Consider the following 15,729-nt stretch of genomic DNA (forward strand, 5'->3'; position numbering starts at 1 on the left):
CCGGGCGACAAGAGTTCAGCAGCCTTGCTGACCATGATCTTCACGGCGTGATTGGTCGGCTGGCTGTCGCTGCGCTTCGACACCAGCCACGCTCGGATCCACTCGAAATCCGGATGTCACGCGTCGAGGATTTCGGCGGTGCCGCGGAAGCGGAAACCCTTGCGGGCGATGAAGTCCACCACGTTGACCTCGACCGCCGGCTGGTGGCGCAGGTTCTCCACGGTCTGCGGCGAGGCGATGTCCATGAAGATCAGGTGTTTTGGGTCGAGCACGCGCACCGAGCCCTTGGTCGAGACGTTGGAGTCCCGTCAGGACGGACGGTAGCGACGAACATCAGTTTCGCGTCTTCGATGACGTCGATCATTTCTTGGCTGATCGTGGGCACGGGAAACACCTCGTTACGTGTCTTTTGAGCTGCCCGACACCGACCGCGTGCCGGCGCGGTGTAGGCCGGAATTCTTCTGAACAGAACCAGCCGGGGAACCCGGCGTCGATTCCAGCTCCGTCGGCGCCGAGTTCGTTGGCCACCTGCCGCCACGCTAGTGGTATTCCGGTGCCGGCGCGTGGTCCACTTCCCCACCGGCTCGGTGTACCGGTTCAGCCCGCATCCGTTCTGCACACAAGAATTCGGGGTCACGGCCGAGGGACACTCCGGCCGCCACTACCTGGATCTGACAAATCCAGGATGCAAGTACTCCAGGTCCTCGCGTAGTCCAGCGGAGGCCATGGCGCTGATCGCCGGCCGTGGTGTCCCCCGCCGAGATCTCGCAGCCGGCGGCGAAGTTCTTCGACCAACGTCGTTCTCGCCGTCGTCACGGTCGATGCGGTCACCGGCGGGCCGTCACCACCGGCATGGTCCCGGCCGGTCCTCTCGAGGCAGCCGGCCCCGCCGGCTCCCCGAAGGAACCGCCATGGCCACCTCCGCCGCCGGGCGAAGCACCTTCCCGTGGACGACAGCGATCACGAGCGGGCAGCGCGCCGCTTGCCACGGCCACCTCGCCGACACCCTCGGCCGGCGCCGCACATGGCGTGTCGCTGCTCACGGCCGTGCTCGTGGTGGTGTTCCCGAGCGGCTCGACGACATCGGCGTACGCCACCGGTTGCCGGCGGATCCCGTTCCTGATCGGCGCGGTGAGGGCGTTCGTCCTGTTCTCCTACGCGCGCAAGACCGCCGAGTCGCGGGCGTGGGCCGGTACAGGGTGGAGCAGGCGGCGAAGAACCGGCCTCCTGATCTCCTACCTGCACCTGCTCAGCCGGAGCATGATCTGGGGCATCCTGGTCGCGTGCGCGCCTCGGGCTACGGCATCGGATTCACGCTCGCGCTGATCGTCCCCAGGCTGTACTCGTTCATGCTCGTCGGGCTCGGGAAGGTCGTCGGCTACGAGTACGGCGTGGTCGTCCCCGGCGAAATGCTCAACACCGTCGCCGTGTTCCGCTCCCCGGTCCTCCGCGCCGGCGAGGAGGACCGGGGCACGCCCGACGACCTCGACACGGCGTTCGCCGCCACGTGTGAACCGGCCCGCGCCGGCCTGCCGCACCTGTGGAGGGACCGTTGGTGGCGGATGTACGACCGCGAACCGATCGGCATCTGGGTCGACGGCCGACTCGCCCTCCGCGGTGACGCCGCCCGTCCGATGCTCCAGTACCTCGGCCGGGGCGCTTGCCAGGCACTCGAGACGCCACCGTTCTCGTCGAGCAAGCCGAGAAGTACGACACCGGTTCCGGCACAGACTGGGACCCGGCCTTGCGGGACTTTTCCGCGGCCCGGGGCCGTACGACCGGCCCGCGTCCAACGCACTGTGCGCGACTGGGGCGATCCGCGGCACGGCCTCTTCCACGCCACCCGCAATGCCCTGCAGCGCGACCGGGCCGTGGACGCGCAGCCCGGTTCGTGGACTGGCTCTACGGACGCGGCGCGTAAGGAGTTCCGGTCGGCCCCCGCCTGGCGAACTCGTCACGAACTCCACCGAGAACTCGAAAGGATTTTTTGTGGCCCCACAACCACAATCGCCTTCCTGATCGGCGGCGATCGGCGGGACAAGTGCCCTGGTCGAGAAAGGTGCGCAGCCTGGCAACGGTACCTAGACTGGCCCGTACCGGTCGGTGACACAACCTGGAACGAGTGACGAAGCCACGGACGCGTGAGGCAGCGGCCAGTCCGCTGCGAGCCAGACCAGGCCTGGACGAACGGGAACCGGTACAGGCCGTGCGCGTGCATCGGGGCGTCGGTGATGGACCAGAGGTGGGTTCCCCAACCATGAGCGATGCGCATCGGTTCGAAGGGAAGGCGGCGAGCCCCGGCGGCGACGCCGTGTTCGCGGCGTGGGAGCGGTTCGTCCAGGGCGAGGACCAGGTCCCCGGCGTCCGGCCGGTGGTGGCGATCTCCTGGCACCGGTGCCGGGAGCGCTACCGGGTGGATCCGCTGATGACCGAGGCTCCGGTCGCCGTCGCCGAGCGCAATCCCACCCCCGAACACGACGTCGTCTTCGCCGAGCTGGGTTTCCGCGCTGCCTCCGTGGCCCGGGAAATGGCCAACCTTCCCGGCGTCGTCACCGTCACCGACGCAGCCGGCCGGATCCTGGGCAGCTGGGGCGACCCGGGCACGCTCGCCCGAGCCGCCGACCTCAATCTCGCACCCTGGTTCTGCTGGTCGGAATGCGCGGCGGGCACGAACGGCATGGGGACGGCGCTCGAGGCGCACGGCCCGGTGCTGATCAGTGGCGCGGAGCACTGGTGCCAGGCGTTCCACAGCTGGGTCGGCGCCGGCATCGCGGTGCGTGACGTGGTGACCGGCGAGCCGATCGGGGGCCTGAACCTCTCGTGCTGGCGCAGCCAGCTCCCCCCGAGCGCGGGCGGGTGGCTGGCGAACGCGGTCGCCAAGACTCAGAGCGCGCTGAAGCGGCGCGCCCGCGACAGCGGAGCGGAGCTGGTCGCGGCCTACACCCAGGCGAGCGCCCGCTCCAGTGCCCCGCTGGCCGCGGTCGACACCGCGGGCAAGGCCGTGATCGCGGACGACACGGCGAGTGTGCTCATGGGGGTCCCCGCGTCGACCCCGGCGGTCGACTCGACGCTGCGCTGGAACCCCGGGCTCCCGGAACTGATCTCAGCCGCTCGGCACGCCAGCAAGCAGGCGGCCCACAACCCCGACTGGGTCGGCTCCACGCAGATCTTCACCCACCTGGCCGACGAGCCGGCCGCGATCAGCATCCGGCCCGTCTTCTCCTCCGCCCGGCTGATCGGGCACCTCGTTTCGTTCGGGGTCTCCGACGGTGTCCAGTTGCCCCAGGCGGAGGTGTCCACGACCCCTCGCGTGCGGCCTCGGCGGGTGGTCGGGATGCGGGACAGCCGGATGGTGCTGCTGCACCTGCCGGAAGTCTCCTTCGCGGAATCGGAAGGCAACGACGTGTGGCTGTCCACCGCGCAGGGGCGCTTGCGAGCCGCTTCGCAGAGCTTGGACAAGCTCGACACCGAGCTGGCGGAGGCCGGCTTCCTGCGGGTGCACCGCAGGTACGTGGTCAACCTCAGCCGCATCCGCGAGATCGAGCGCGGGCACAAGGGCGAGCTGCGGCTCGTCATGGACGACGGGGCGAACGCGATGGTGCCGGTCTCCCGCCGCAACGCACCGGCCGTGCGCCGTGCGCTGGACCTCTGATTCCCGGCACCACCGCACTACCCGGAAGGATTCACCGGTGTCTGACAGTCCCGACGCCGTGGCCGGCGAGACGAACGACCGAAGCGCGGGCGGCCTCGGCCTCCCCGCCCCGGCCGCGCGCGGCCACCGCCCGGCCGCGGCCGCGAGCAACCGCGACTGGTGGCCGAACCGGCTCGCCCTGCACATCCTCCGGAAACACCCCGCAGAGGCCGACCCCTTCGGGCGGGACTTCGACTACGCCGCCGAGTTCCGGACCCTCGACCTCGACGCCCTGGCGCAAGACGTCGACGAGGTCCTGACGACCTCGCAGGAGTGGTGGCCCGCCGACTTCGGCCACTACGGGCCGCTCGTGATCAGGATGGTCTGGCACTGCGCCGGGACGTACCGCGTCGACGACGGCCGGGGCGGCGCCGCGACGGGCATGCAGCGCTTCGCCCCGCAGAACAGCTGGCCGGACAACCGCAACCTCGACAAGGCACGCCGGCTGCTCTGGCCGGTGAAGAAGAAGTACGGGCGCAAGATCTCCTGGGCCGACCTGATGGTCTTCGCCGGCAACCGCGCCCTGGAGACGATGGGCTTCACGACCTTCGGGTTCGCGGGCGGCCGGACGGACGTCTGGGAGTCCGACGACGACGTGTACTGGGGTCCCGAGCAGGTCTGGCTGGGCGACGAACGCCACGGTGGCGTCCGGCAGCTGGAGAGCCCGCTCGCGGCCGCCCAGATGGGTTTGATCTACGTCAACCCGGAGGGGCCGCACACCGTCCCGGACCCGCTCACCGCGGCACGCGACATCCGCGAGACGTTCCGCCGCATGGCGATGAACGACGAGGAAACCGTCGCGCTGATCGCGGGCGGGCACACGTTCGGCAAGACCCACGGTGCCGCCGAGCCGGACACCTACCTCGGCCCCGAGCCCGAAGGCGCCGCATTGGAGGAACAAGGCCTGGGCTGGCGAAGCGGCTACGGCACCGGCAAGGGCGCGGACACCATCTCCAGCGGGCTCGAGGGCACGTGGACCCCCACCCCGATCAAGTGGGACAACAGCTTCTTCGAGACCCTGTTCGGCTACGAGTGGGACCTGGAGCTGAGCCCCGCGGGCCTGTGGCAGTGGATCCCGCGAGACGGCGGCGGCAGCGCAACCGTGCCCGACGCCCACGACCCGGCGAAAACGCACGCCCCGACGATCCTGACGACGGACCTGGCACTGCGGACGGACCCGGTCTACGAGCCGATCGCCCGGCGTTTCCTGGAAAACCCGGGCCTGCTGGCGAACGCGTTCGCCCGGGCCTGGTTCAAGCTGACGCACGTCGACATGGGCCCGATCCAGCGTTACCTCGGGCCACTCGTCCCGCGCGAGACCCTGCTCTGGCAAGACCCGATCCCCGCCGTGGACCACGAACTCGTCTCCTCGGCGGACGTCGCCGCGCTCAAGAGCGAGATCCTCGCCTCCGGGCTGTCGATCTCCGAGCTCGTCTCCACGGCCTGGGCGTCGGCGTCGACGTTCCGCGTCAGCGACAAGCGGGGCGGGGCGAACGGGGCCCGCATCCGCCTCGAACCGCAGCGGAGCTGGCCGGTCAACGAGCCCGACCGGCTGGCGCGGGTGCTGCGCGGTCTGGAGGAGATCCAGCAGTCCTTCGCCGGATCCCGAACGGGGGGCAAGAAGATCTCGCTCGCCGACCTCATCGTCCTCGGCGGGGCCGCAGCCGTCGAGCGGGCCGCCGCGGACGCGGGCCACGACGTCGAGGTCCCGTTCACCCCGGGCCGCATGGACGCGACGCAGAAGTGGACCGACGTCGAGTCCTTCGCCGCGCTCGAACCGGCCGCGGACGGGTTCCGCAACCACCGGGGCAAGGGCGGCCGGCTCGCGCCGGAGCACCAGCTCGTCGACCGGGCGAACCTACTCGGCCTGAGCGCACCGGAGACGACGGTTCTCGTGGGCGGTCTGCGCGTGCTCGGGGCGAACCACGAGCAGTCGCCACTGGGCGTTTTCACCTCCCGGCCCGGGTTGCTGACCAACGACTTCTTCGTGAACCTCCTCGACACGGGGGTGGAGTGGCGGCCGAGCCCGGGATCCGGTTCGCCCGCGGAGACCTTCGAAGGCCTCGACCGGACCACCGGCGAGGTCAAGTGGACCGGCAGCCGCGTCGACCTCGTCTTCGGTTCGAACTCCGAACTGCGGGCACTCGCGGAGGTCTACGCGAGCGACGACGCGGAAGCTCACTTCGTGCGTGACTTCGTCGCGGCGTGGGACAAAGTCATGAACCTCGACCGGTACGACCTGCGGGCGTGATCCGGGCGCGTCCCCAGCCGGCCGAGTTTTTCACTGGGTGCCGCCGGCCGTACTCAGGACGGGTTCCGGGTGACCCGGCCCCTGCCCAACGGAGCCGAATCGCCTGCGAACGGTGGCCGATTCGGGGTGAACGGCGCGTGCCGAGTGAGCCGCCCCGCGCGCTTGTCGGCGTGTTTTCTCCGGCGTAGCGTGCCTATTGAGTACCGATTTTGCGTCGGACGTCGGACAACGCGGGAAAATTGATCGGATTTCGAAGAATTTCCGCGCGGGAATGCGAATTACCGCACCCGAGCACCTTCGATGCCACCGATGCGAAGTCGGCACGACGATCGGGATGAGGAAGGTGAAGGCCGATGACGACAGCGCCGGAGCGTACCGACTTGCTCAAAGAGCTCGGGCTGGATGTGCAGAACCACGCAACGCTGGGTCGCGTGCTGGGCACCGGAAAGATCGGGCGGGCCAGCGAAGGATCGGATGGCCGCATGCAGGCCACCATTCGCATCAACGAGGACGAGCTGATGTGGGATCCCTCCATTCTCGTGATGCCCCACGGAGGGGATATTGACCTCGAGCTCATCAACGACGACAAGAACACCCACTGCGCGCTCCTGCCGAGCAATGGTGACCGGAAATTCATTTGGCTGGTGAATCATTCGCGTGGCCGGGCGACGCTCAATCTCGACGGCCCGGGCTATTACTGGTTCTGCTCGCCCACCGGCAACGACGAGGGCCGGGGGCTGACCGGGGCCATCGTCGTCCTGGGCGACGCGCCGCCGGAGGCTCGTCTCGACCGACCCGACCAGCCGCAACCGTAGGAAGGAGGAGGGCATGACGACTTCGGAAGACTACGTCGACGCCGGTGAGGCCATCGACCAAGGAAACTTGAGCTACAAGATGCCGGGCGGGGAAGTTGCTCCGCCGGTGACGGCCGGCGTGAACTACGAGCGCATTCTCAACGCGCGCGAGGAAGCGCACAACTGGCTCACCTACTACGGCGCCTACAACGGGCAGCGCTACAGCCCGCTCGACCAGATCAACACGGAGAACGTGAAGCGCCTCGTCCCCGCGTGGGTGTTCCAGGCCGGCACGACCGGCCTGATCGCGGGTGCGTCGACCTACTCGTTCGAGGCCGCCCCGATCGTCGTCGACGGGATCATGTTCCTGACCGGCTGGGACGGCTGGATCTGGGCCCTGGACGCGAAGACGGGCGTGGAGATCTGGCGGTACAAGCACGCTGTGCCGTTCGACGTGTCGCTGTGCTGCGGGAACGTGAACCGCGGGTGCGCGGTGGCGCAGGGGAAGGTCTTCTTCGTCACGGCGAACGCTCGGCTGGTCGCGCTCGATGCGACAACAGGAAAGATGGTCTGGGCCAAGACCTACGGCGACGTGCGGGCCGGCGAGAGCGCCACCGTCGCGCCGCTGATCGTGAAGAACATGGTCATTGTGGGCAGTTCCGGCGGCGAGTTCGGCGTGCGCGGTCACCTGGACGCGTTCGATCTCGAGTCCGGCGAGCACCAGTGGCGCTGCTACATGGTGCCGAAGCCCGGAGAACCCGGATCCGAGACCTGGCCCTCCGAGGGTGAGGCCTGGGCGCGCGGTGGCGCGAACTGCTGGGTCACCAGCACGTTCGACCCGGAGACGAACCTGCTCTACGTGGGCACCGGCAACCCGGCACCCGACTTCGACGGCGAGGTCCGCGAAGGCGACAACCTCTACACCGACAGCGTCGTCGCCGTCGACGTGGACAGCGGGCAGATCCGCTGGCATTACCAGTGCACGCCGCATGACCTGTGGGACTACGACAGCATCGCCGAGTGCATCCTGTTCGAAAAGGACGGCCGCAAGCTCCTCGGGCACTTCGACAAGAACGGCTACTTCTACGTCCTCGATCGCACGAACGGCGACCTGATCCAGGCCACACCCTTCGTGGACCGCATCACCTGGGGCGCGGTCACGCGGGACGGCCGGGTCACACCCAAGTTGTACCCCGAGAAGGAGGGCGAACCGGTCCACTTCTACCCGGGCCCAGCCGGTGCGAAGGAATGGACGCACGCGTCCTACAGCCCGAAGACCGAGCTCTTCTACGTTCCGGTCCAGGACACCGGGGCGACGGCCACCCGGCGCCGCCGGGAGTTCAAGGAGAGCATCCCCTATTGGGGCGCCGGGGTTCAGGTGGACGCGGAGGACATGGCCGGATCGATCAGCGCGTTCGACGGCAACGGCGAGGAGAAGTGGCGCTGGCGCAACGAACTTCCGATGTGCGCCTCGACACTGGCCACCGGCGGCGACCTCGTGTTCGCCGGCGAAGCCACCGGCGAGTTCAACGCGCTCGACGCGCGCTCCGGGGAGCTGCTCTGGCAGTTCCAGTGCGGAAGCGGCCACCACAGCAGCCCGACCACGTACATGGTCGACGGGCGGCAATACATTGCCGTGCCGGTCGGCTGGGGTGGCTGGGCCGAGGGGTTCCTCCCCGGCATGCTGGGTGCGGGGCACGGAAGCGCCCTGTTCGTCTTCGCCCTCCCGGAATCCGCGTGACACTCGAGAAGAACCCGCCGCGATTCGGGCAGAGGAGGTGAATCCATGGAGTCTCGACTCGATGTGTGGGAGACGCCCGAGTTCGACGAGATCGGAGTCGCGCCCGAGGTGACCATGTACATCGCTCAGCTGGACGACTAGAGGACGTGGGTGGCGCCGGGCTTCGGCCCGGCGCCCTCCGCCGGCTGGGACGACACGGACGGGGTGCCGGGATGTGGTTGCGGGTGCTGGGCTCGGCTGCGGGAGGCGGCTCGCCGCAGTGGAACTGCGGCTGCCCGGTCTGCGCTGCCGTCCGGTCCGGGACCGGACCCGCGCGCACCCAGTCCTCGGTCGCGGTGAGCGCCGACCGCCGGTCCTGGTTCCTGATCAACGCCTCGCCGGACGTCCGCTCCCAGATCGAGGCGTTCCCCGGGCTGCTGCCGCACGACGGTGACCGCACGTCGCCGGTGGAGGCGGTGCTGCTCACCGATGCCGAGCTGGACCACACGCTGGGCCTAGTGCTGCTGCGCGAAGCCCGCGGTCTACGGCTGCACGCCACGCCGGCGATACACAAGACGTTGCGCGACGGCTCAGGGCTGCTCCGCACGCTCGAGCTCTACTGCCCGGTCGAATGGCGAGCGGTGGTCCCCGGCGCCGACGTGCTGCTGGCCGACGGGCTGTCGTGCCGAGCGTTCGACGTACCCACCACCAAACGGGACCGGTTCGGGCCCGGCGCGGACCACGGTCGCGTGGTCGGCTACCGGCTGACCGACGACCGCAGCGGAGGGCGGCTGGTCTACCTGCCGGGGGTCCAGGCGCTGACGCCGGCGCTGCGCGCTGAGATCGCGGGTTGCGATTGCCTGCTGATCGACGGGACCTGCTGGCGTGACGACGAGCTGGTCCGGCTCGGCTTGGCCGGCAAGACGTCGCGCGAGATGGGCCACCTGCCGATCGACGGCCCGGACGGCACGCTGGCCGTGCTCCCATCGCTGCACGTCGGGCGGGTGATCTTCGTGCACATGAACAACACCAACCCCATCCTGCTGGAAGACACGGCCGAGCGGCACCTTGTGGAGACCGCCGGCATGGAGGTGGCCGTGGACGGACTCGAGGTCGAGGTGTAAGGCATGACAACGACAACACGGACCACCGCGGCGACGACCGACGAGTTCGTCGAGACATTGCGGGCCCATTCGCGCCGCTACCACGACCAGCACCCGTTCCACGTCCGGATGAACGCCGGCCTGCTGAGCCGCGGGCAGATCCGCGGCTGGGTGGCCAACCGGTTCTATTATCAGGAGAACATCCCCCGCAAAGACGCGGCGATCCTCTCCAACTGTCCCGACCTGGAGGTCCGCCGCCGCTGGATCCGCCGGATCCTCGACCACGACGGCCGCCACGCAGGGGAAGGTGGCATCGAGGCGTGGCTGCGCCTCGGCGAGGCCGCCGGGCTCACCCGCGAGGAAGTCCTCGACCACCGGCACCTGGTCCCGGGGGTGCGGTTCGCGGTCGACGCCTACGTGAACTTCACCCGGACCCGCCCGTGGGTGGAGGCGATCGCGTCGTCGCTCACCGAGCTGTTCGCGCCCGACCTGATGGCGGAGCGGCTGGCCGCCTTCGAGCGGTGGTACCCGTGGATCGCGCCCGAGGGCCTCGCCTACTTCCGCGCCCGCCTCGATCAGGCTCCGCGCGACTGCGAGCACGCCCTCGAGGTGGTCACCACGCACTGCCGGTCCGCCGAGTCCCAAGCTCGTGCCGTCGACGCGCTGTCGTTCAAGTGCGATGTCCTGTGGAGCCTGATGGACGCGATCGATCGAACCCACCCGGAGTGAGCGCCATGGACTCGACGACCCGCACCGAAATGTCCACATCGGACCGACCGCGACTGGCGCGCCACGTCCGGTTGACGTTCAACCCGGCCCGGCAGCAGCACGTCCTGCAGCTCCCCGAGACCGTGGTGGTACTGAACCGCACCGGCTCGGCCATCCTCGAGCTGTGCGACGGGCGGCGCACGGTGGCCGAGATCGTCGCCGAGCTGGGCGAGCGGTACGAGAGCGTGCCCGGCGACGAGGTGCGACGGTTCCTGAGCCGGCTCGCCGCCCGGCGCTGCGTGGAGCCGGCCGATGGATAGCCCCTTCGGACTGCTGGCCGAGCTCACTTACCGCTGCCCGCTGGCCTGCTCGTATTGCTCCAACCCACTGAACCTGGCCGACTACACCGACGAGCTGACCACCGGCGAGTGGCGGCGGGTGCTGCTCGAAGCCCGAGATCTCGGGGTTCTGCAGTGCCACCTGTCCGGCGGGGAACCGCTGCTGCGGCGCGACCTGGTGGAGATCGTGGCGGAAGCACACGAGCTCGGCCTCTACACCAACCTCGTGACCAGTGCCCTCGGGCTTTCGCGGCCGAGGGCGGAGCAGCTGCGGACAGCCGGCCTGGACCACGTGCAGATCAGCGTCCAGGCCGATGAACCCGTGGTGTCCGACCGCATCGCGGGAACCCCGTCGTTCCAGCGCAAGATCGAGGCCATGGGCGTGGTCAAGGAGCTGGGGTGGCCGCTCACCGTGAACGTGGTGCTGCACCGGCAGAACATCGACCGCGTCGCCGACGTGCTCGCGCTGGCCGAGCAGGTGGGCGCCGATCGGGTGGAGCTGGCCAACACCCAGTACTACGGCTGGGCGCTACGCAACCGGGCCGCGCTGTTGCCGAGCCGGGACCAGCTCGACGCGGCCGAGGTCGTCGTGCGAGCCGCCCGCGAGCGGCTGCGGGATCGCATGGACGTCATCTATGTCCTGCCCGACTACTACAGCCGCTACCCCAAGCCGTGCATGGGCGGCTGGGCGTCCCGGCAGCTGACCGTGACGCCGAACGGCGATGTCCTGCCCTGCCCGGCTGCCCAGTCCCTGCCGTTGCCGCGGGCGAACGTCCGGGAGGACCCGCTGGCGCGGATCTGGGCCGAGGCCCCGGTGATGACGGCGTTCCGGGGCACGGACTGGATGCCGGATCCCTGCCGCAGTTGCGATCGGCGGGAGCTCGACTTCGGGGGGTGCCGCTGCCAGGCGTTCCAGCTCACGGGCGACGCGGCCCGCACCGACCCGGTGTGCCACCTGTCGCCCGACCACGACCTCGTGGCCCGGGTGGTCGAGACCGCGAACACGGACAGCCGGACCGACCTTCCGGTGATCCCCCGTCCGCACCGCGCAGGCCATTCCACCGTGTGACGCTCAGTCCGTTTCGATCGGTGCTCCGCCGAACACGGCGAAGCTGACGGCCCAGTAGGCGATGTAGAGCGCGAGCAACACGAACCCGTGCCAGCGCCTGAGCCGGCGCGTGTAGAGGAAGTACGCCGCGAGTGCGGTCATGCCGACGAGGACCGGGAGGTGCCAGGAGAGCACGTTCGCGTCGACGTCGATGCTGCCGCCGGCGAGCAGGACGACGCCGAGCTTCGCGGTCACGCCGAAGACGACGCTGCCGATGACGTTCCCGACGCCGAGTTCCGGCGCGCCTTTGCGGGTGGGTTCGACGGTCAGGAAGATGTCCTCGAGCGTGAGCACGAGGGTGGCGATCGTCGCGCCGAAGAGAGCACCCTGGATGTGGTAGTCCTCCAGGATGCTCTTGGTGCCGTAGCTGGTGATGGCCGCGCCGGCGACGAGGCCCACCAGCGCGACCACGGCCAGCGCGATCGCGGCCCAGCCGGGGATCGGGCGCTCCTTGTTGAAGGGCATGGTCACGACGAACGGGGGCTTGTCGGTGGGCACGTCGGCGGGGTCGCGCGTGGCCGAGCCGCCGCCGGTATCGCTCGTGCTTCCGCCTGAGCCCGCCCCGACCTCCAGCTTCTCGAGGATCTCCGCATTGCGGAAGACCGGCGTGCTCCGCTTGAGCTCGCGGGTGGCCACGTACCCGATGAAGAGCACGAACAGCAGGACGAGCACCACGCCGTAGACCGGCGTGAGGGGCGCGAAGGCGATGAAGGGAATCAACGCCAGCGGCGCGGCGGCGAACAGCGCGAGGTAGGGGCGCGGAATGTCCACCTTCGTCGGCGAAATGATCGCGGCGAGGGCGAGCACGATTCCGATCATCGAGATGGCCGTGCCGAATACCGTCCCGAGAGCCACGTCGCCGAGATCTTCGACGTTCAGTGCCACTCCGAGCGCGACGTCGTCGAATTCGATTCCGGTGAACACGATCGCGAGCAGGAACACGGAAACGCGCAAGCCGGTCGCCGCTCCGACGAGGTAGGTGATCAGCTTCTCCGCGCTGTAGATCAGCAACGCCGCACCAGCGGCGAAAATCAGGATCGACATCGTAGCGGCGTTCCTTTCCGAGAGGGCCGAAAAGGTCAGTGCTCGGGTCGACCGGCAGCCGGTCATTGCCCCCGTCATCCGATCGTCGCAGGTCGGCGTCGATTCGGCTACGTCCACTCACCCGCGTGAAACTGTGGAGAACAATTTTCCCGTTCGGCGGTGGAATTCGCCGGTTTCCGCTGCGGCCGATCGCAGTGCCGGTGGGGCCGCCGGCCGCCAGGACGGGCGTTCGCGGGTGGCAGGAGGCGGGCCATGCGAGTGACGCGCTACGACGCGGTCCAGGAGGTCCGGCGCGGGCGGGTGGCCACGAACACCGTGGCCCGGCTGGACGAGGTCGGGGGTCGCCGAGGTGCTCGACGTGCTCGGGCACCTGAGTGAGGACCCCGCCGAACGGCGGAAGGTGGACGACGCCCGGATGGTGCACGTCGCCGCGGCACTCGAGGCTCCCGCATCGCGGGTGAGGTGGGAGGGACTGCCGGGACAGCGCAGGAGCGGTGGGGTCGACGTCGTGGCGCTCGTCGCGGTGAAACCGGGCTCCTGACGAGTTCCCAGACGACGTCGTGCTCGTGCAGCGGGTACCCGTGCCCCGCGACGACCTGGCCATCGCGGGGATCCCGAACGGCTACTTCACCAGCGCGGGAACCTGTTCCGGAACCACGCGATCGTGCGCCGGACGGCAACACGCGGCTACCGCCACTTTGGGGTCGGGGCCTTGCTGCTCGGGTTCGATCGGGCGGCCGCCCCGTCGCCGGAGCAGGCGCGGGCGGTCTTCGCCGATCTGACGCACCGCTACGCCGCGCCCGGCGTGGCCGCGTGGGGCGAGGTCGCCCGGCTGCTGGCCGAGCGGGCCTGCTGCTGCTCGGCTACACGGAGAACTTCCCCGACCTGGTCGGCTAGCTCGCCCCAACCGCGGCGCGGGCCCGAGCCCGCGGGCGCACCGTGAAGCCGCTCGGCTTGAGCGTCAGTGACTCGGCGATCTTCAGCTCGTACGCCGGGTCAGCCTCGAAGTCGTAGCGCTGCAACACCATTCCCAACGCCAGCACCGCTTCGTGCAGCGCGAATTGCCGGCCGATGCACGCGCGCTCCCCCGTGCCGAAGGGTTTGTAGGCCTGCGCCGGGCGCTTCTTCACCGCGGCCGGCTCGAAGCGGTCCGGGTCGAACTTCTCCGGGTCCGGCCCCCACACCGCCGGGTCGCGGTGGACCAGCGGCAGGGGCACGATCACCCAGTCGCCCTTGCGCATCCGGTACTTTCCGCCGAGCAGCACGTCTTCGCGGGCCTCGCGCGAGTAGCCGGGCGCGGTCGGCCAGAGGCGCATGGCCTCGTCGAGCACGCGGCGCACGTAACGCAGCTTGGCGACGTCGCCGAACCCCGGCTCGCGATCGCCCCACACCGCGTCGACCTCGGCGCGCGCCTTCGCGAGCACCTCGGGGTTGCGCGTGAGGTAGTACAGCGCGAACGACAGCGCGCCGGACGTCGTCTCGTGGCCCGCGACGACGAACGTGATGGCCTGGTTGCGGATGTTCACCGGGTCCAGTCGCTCCCCCGTCATCGGGTGCCCCTCGGTGAGCATCAGGCCGAGCAGGTCGCGGCTCTCGCCCCCTTCGCGGCGACGGGCGTCGATGACCTCGTCGACGAGGTTGTTCATGGTCGCGATGTCGGCCTGGTTCTGCGCGGGCGACCCGGCGAACGCGCGCCGCACGAACGGGAGCTTCACGTTCTGCAGCTGCGCGAACCGCAGCGCGCGGATCATCGCCGTGACGAACGGGTGCGGCTCGGCGCGTTCGAACGAGCCGAACCGGTAGCCGAAGCCGGCTCGCCCGATCGTCTCCAGGGTCAGGCGGGTCATGTCGGCGGCGACGTCGAGCGGCCCGCTCGCGCGGTCCCACGCGTCCGTCAGCTCGTGCGCGACCTCCAGCATCACCGGGTGGTAGCGGCGCATCGCGTCGGCGGAGAACGCCGGCTGCAGGATGTCGTGGGCCAGCCGCCAGTTCGGCTCGTGCGTGTGGGCGGTGAACAGCCCGTCGCCCGCCACCGCGCGCAGGTTCTCGATGCCCAGGCCGACGTGCTTGCCGAACTTCGTCTCGTCGTTGAGCTGCGTGACCACGTCGACGCCGCCGGCGAACACGATCTCGAACCCGAAGATCTTGCGCGTGAAGATGGGTCCGACCTGCTGCCCGACGCGCAGGGTGTCCTGCAGCGGCGTGCGCGGGTTCGACCCGAGCAGGTCGCCGATCACCGGCAGCCGGCCCGGCCGGTGCGGAATCCCGGTGGTGTCCACGTTCGCTCCCCTATTGAACCCAGATCCAATAACGTCACGATCCCCCGCTACTGAACCCGTGTCAAGTAAGCTTGGGTGATGCGGACCCGGCTGAGCACGCAGGAGCGGCGCGAGCAGCTCCTGGGCATCGGCGCCGGGCTGTTCGCGAACCGGCCGTACGAGGACGTGTGGATCGAGGAGGTCGCCGAGATCGCGCAGGTCTCGCGCGGCCTGCTCTACCACTACTTCCCCACGAAGAAGGACTTCTTCGCCGAGATCGTCCGCCGGCAGCGCGACCAGCTTTTGGCGATGAGCGAGCCCGACCCGGCGCTGCCGGTGATCGAGCAGCTCAGCGCCGGGCTGGACGTCTACCTCGAGTTCGCCCGCACCCACCCCGACGGCTACCGCATCGTGCACCGCTCCGCCGGCGACGCCGACCGCGAGATCCGGGAGATCCGCGAAGCCGGGATGGCCGCGAACACCGAACGCATCCTGGCCGCGCTCGCCCTTCTGCGGCCGGTCACCGAAACGACCCGGCTGGCCGTGCGCGGCTGGCTGGCCTTCGTCTCCACCCTGATCCTCGACTGGCTCGACCAGCCGAAGGTCACCCACGAGGAGCTGCGCGACATCTGCGTGCGGACCCTGTTCGCCGCGGTCGAGGTGACCGTGTGACGCTCATTGTCAGTCCACAGTGGTCAGACTCGTCCACGAGCG

At 69.6% G+C, this 15,729-nt stretch carries 15 protein-coding genes and 1 pseudogene; 13 read left to right on the forward strand and 3 right to left on the reverse strand.

Features of this window, described 5'->3' with window-relative positions; all coding sequences use genetic code 11:
• Window positions 1-116 precede the first annotated feature (116 nt).
• Window positions 117-364: pseudogene (locus AB0F91_RS06160) on the reverse strand (pyridoxamine 5'-phosphate oxidase family protein).
• A 665-nt stretch (window positions 365-1,029) separates the two neighbouring features.
• Between AB0F91_RS06160 and AB0F91_RS06165 the strand changes: the two are divergent.
• The 11 genes from AB0F91_RS06165 to pqqE all read left to right on the forward strand — a co-directional run bounded on the left by AB0F91_RS06165 (window position 1,030) and on the right by pqqE (window position 11,674).
• A complete protein-coding gene (locus AB0F91_RS06165; RefSeq protein ID WP_360595263.1) occupies window positions 1,030-1,326 on the forward strand; it encodes a hypothetical protein in 297 nt (98 codons plus the stop codon).
• A complete protein-coding gene (locus AB0F91_RS06170) occupies window positions 1,284-2,126 on the forward strand; it encodes a hypothetical protein (protein WP_360595264.1) in 843 nt (280 codons plus the stop codon). The genes AB0F91_RS06165 and AB0F91_RS06170 overlap by 43 nt, the downstream gene beginning before the upstream one ends.
• Before the next feature lie 131 nt (window positions 2,127-2,257).
• Window positions 2,258-3,652: a LytTR family transcriptional regulator DNA-binding domain-containing protein gene (locus AB0F91_RS06175; protein ID WP_360595266.1), complete on the forward strand. Its 1,395-nt coding sequence runs from the start codon at window positions 2,258-2,260 to the stop codon at window positions 3,650-3,652.
• Window positions 3,653-3,710: 58 nt separating this feature from the next.
• Entirely contained in the window at window positions 3,711-5,942 is a 2,232-nt protein-coding gene (gene katG, locus AB0F91_RS06180) for a catalase/peroxidase HPI (protein ID WP_360596266.1), read from the forward strand.
• 353 nt (window positions 5,943-6,295) lie between these two features.
• Complete coding sequence (locus tag AB0F91_RS06185) at window positions 6,296-6,757, forward strand: MSMEG_3727 family PQQ-associated protein (RefSeq protein ID WP_360595268.1); 462 nt, start codon at window positions 6,296-6,298, stop codon at window positions 6,755-6,757.
• A 13-nt stretch (window positions 6,758-6,770) separates the two neighbouring features.
• The gene (locus AB0F91_RS06190; protein ID WP_360595270.1) at window positions 6,771-8,477 is read left to right on the forward strand and encodes a PQQ-dependent dehydrogenase, methanol/ethanol family; all 1,707 of its coding nucleotides are present in this window, start codon (window positions 6,771-6,773) and stop codon (window positions 8,475-8,477) included.
• Between the two features lie 45 nt (window positions 8,478-8,522).
• A complete protein-coding gene (gene pqqA / locus AB0F91_RS06195; RefSeq protein ID WP_220239625.1) occupies window positions 8,523-8,618 on the forward strand; it encodes a pyrroloquinoline quinone precursor peptide PqqA in 96 nt (31 codons plus the stop codon).
• 71 nt (window positions 8,619-8,689) lie between these two features.
• The gene (gene pqqB, locus AB0F91_RS06200; RefSeq protein WP_360595271.1) at window positions 8,690-9,580 is read left to right on the forward strand and encodes a pyrroloquinoline quinone biosynthesis protein PqqB; all 891 of its coding nucleotides are present in this window, start codon (window positions 8,690-8,692) and stop codon (window positions 9,578-9,580) included.
• Between the two features lie 3 nt (window positions 9,581-9,583).
• The gene (pqqC, locus tag AB0F91_RS06205) at window positions 9,584-10,288 is read left to right on the forward strand and encodes a pyrroloquinoline-quinone synthase PqqC (protein WP_360595273.1); all 705 of its coding nucleotides are present in this window, start codon (window positions 9,584-9,586) and stop codon (window positions 10,286-10,288) included.
• Window positions 10,289-10,293: 5 nt separating this feature from the next.
• Window positions 10,294-10,587, forward strand: coding sequence for a pyrroloquinoline quinone biosynthesis peptide chaperone PqqD (pqqD, locus tag AB0F91_RS06210; RefSeq protein WP_360595275.1), 294 nt, complete (start codon window positions 10,294-10,296; stop codon window positions 10,585-10,587).
• Window positions 10,580-11,674 carry a pyrroloquinoline quinone biosynthesis protein PqqE gene (gene pqqE / locus AB0F91_RS06215; protein WP_360595277.1) on the forward strand — a complete coding sequence of 365 codons (1,095 nt, stop codon included), beginning with the start codon at window positions 10,580-10,582 and terminating at the stop codon, window positions 11,672-11,674. The genes pqqD and pqqE overlap by 8 nt, the downstream gene beginning before the upstream one ends.
• A 3-nt stretch (window positions 11,675-11,677) precedes the next feature.
• On the opposite strand, the gene AB0F91_RS06220 is transcribed toward pqqE, so the two are convergent.
• Window positions 11,678-12,757, reverse strand: coding sequence for a sodium:proton exchanger (locus AB0F91_RS06220; RefSeq protein WP_360595278.1), 1,080 nt, complete (start codon window positions 12,755-12,757; stop codon window positions 11,678-11,680).
• 358 nt (window positions 12,758-13,115) lie between these two features.
• On the opposite strand from AB0F91_RS06220, the gene AB0F91_RS06225 reads away from it, so the two are divergent.
• On the forward strand, window positions 13,116-13,298 hold the full coding sequence (locus tag AB0F91_RS06225) for a hypothetical protein (protein WP_360595280.1): 183 nt from the start codon (window positions 13,116-13,118) through the stop codon (window positions 13,296-13,298).
• A gap of 352 nt (window positions 13,299-13,650) precedes the next feature.
• On the opposite strand, the gene AB0F91_RS06230 is transcribed toward AB0F91_RS06225, so the two are convergent.
• Window positions 13,651-15,036 carry a cytochrome P450 gene (locus AB0F91_RS06230; protein WP_360595282.1) on the reverse strand — a complete coding sequence of 462 codons (1,386 nt, stop codon included), beginning with the start codon at window positions 15,034-15,036 and terminating at the stop codon, window positions 13,651-13,653.
• A gap of 78 nt (window positions 15,037-15,114) precedes the next feature.
• Here AB0F91_RS06230 and AB0F91_RS06235 point away from each other — a divergent pair, with 78 nt between their 5' ends.
• Entirely contained in the window at window positions 15,115-15,687 is a 573-nt protein-coding gene (locus AB0F91_RS06235) for a TetR/AcrR family transcriptional regulator (protein ID WP_360595283.1), read from the forward strand.
• Window positions 15,688-15,729: the final 42 nt, after the last annotated feature.

This window comes from Amycolatopsis sp. NPDC023774, assembly GCF_040639695.1.
Classification (GTDB): Bacteria; Actinomycetota; Actinomycetes; order Mycobacteriales; family Pseudonocardiaceae; genus Amycolatopsis.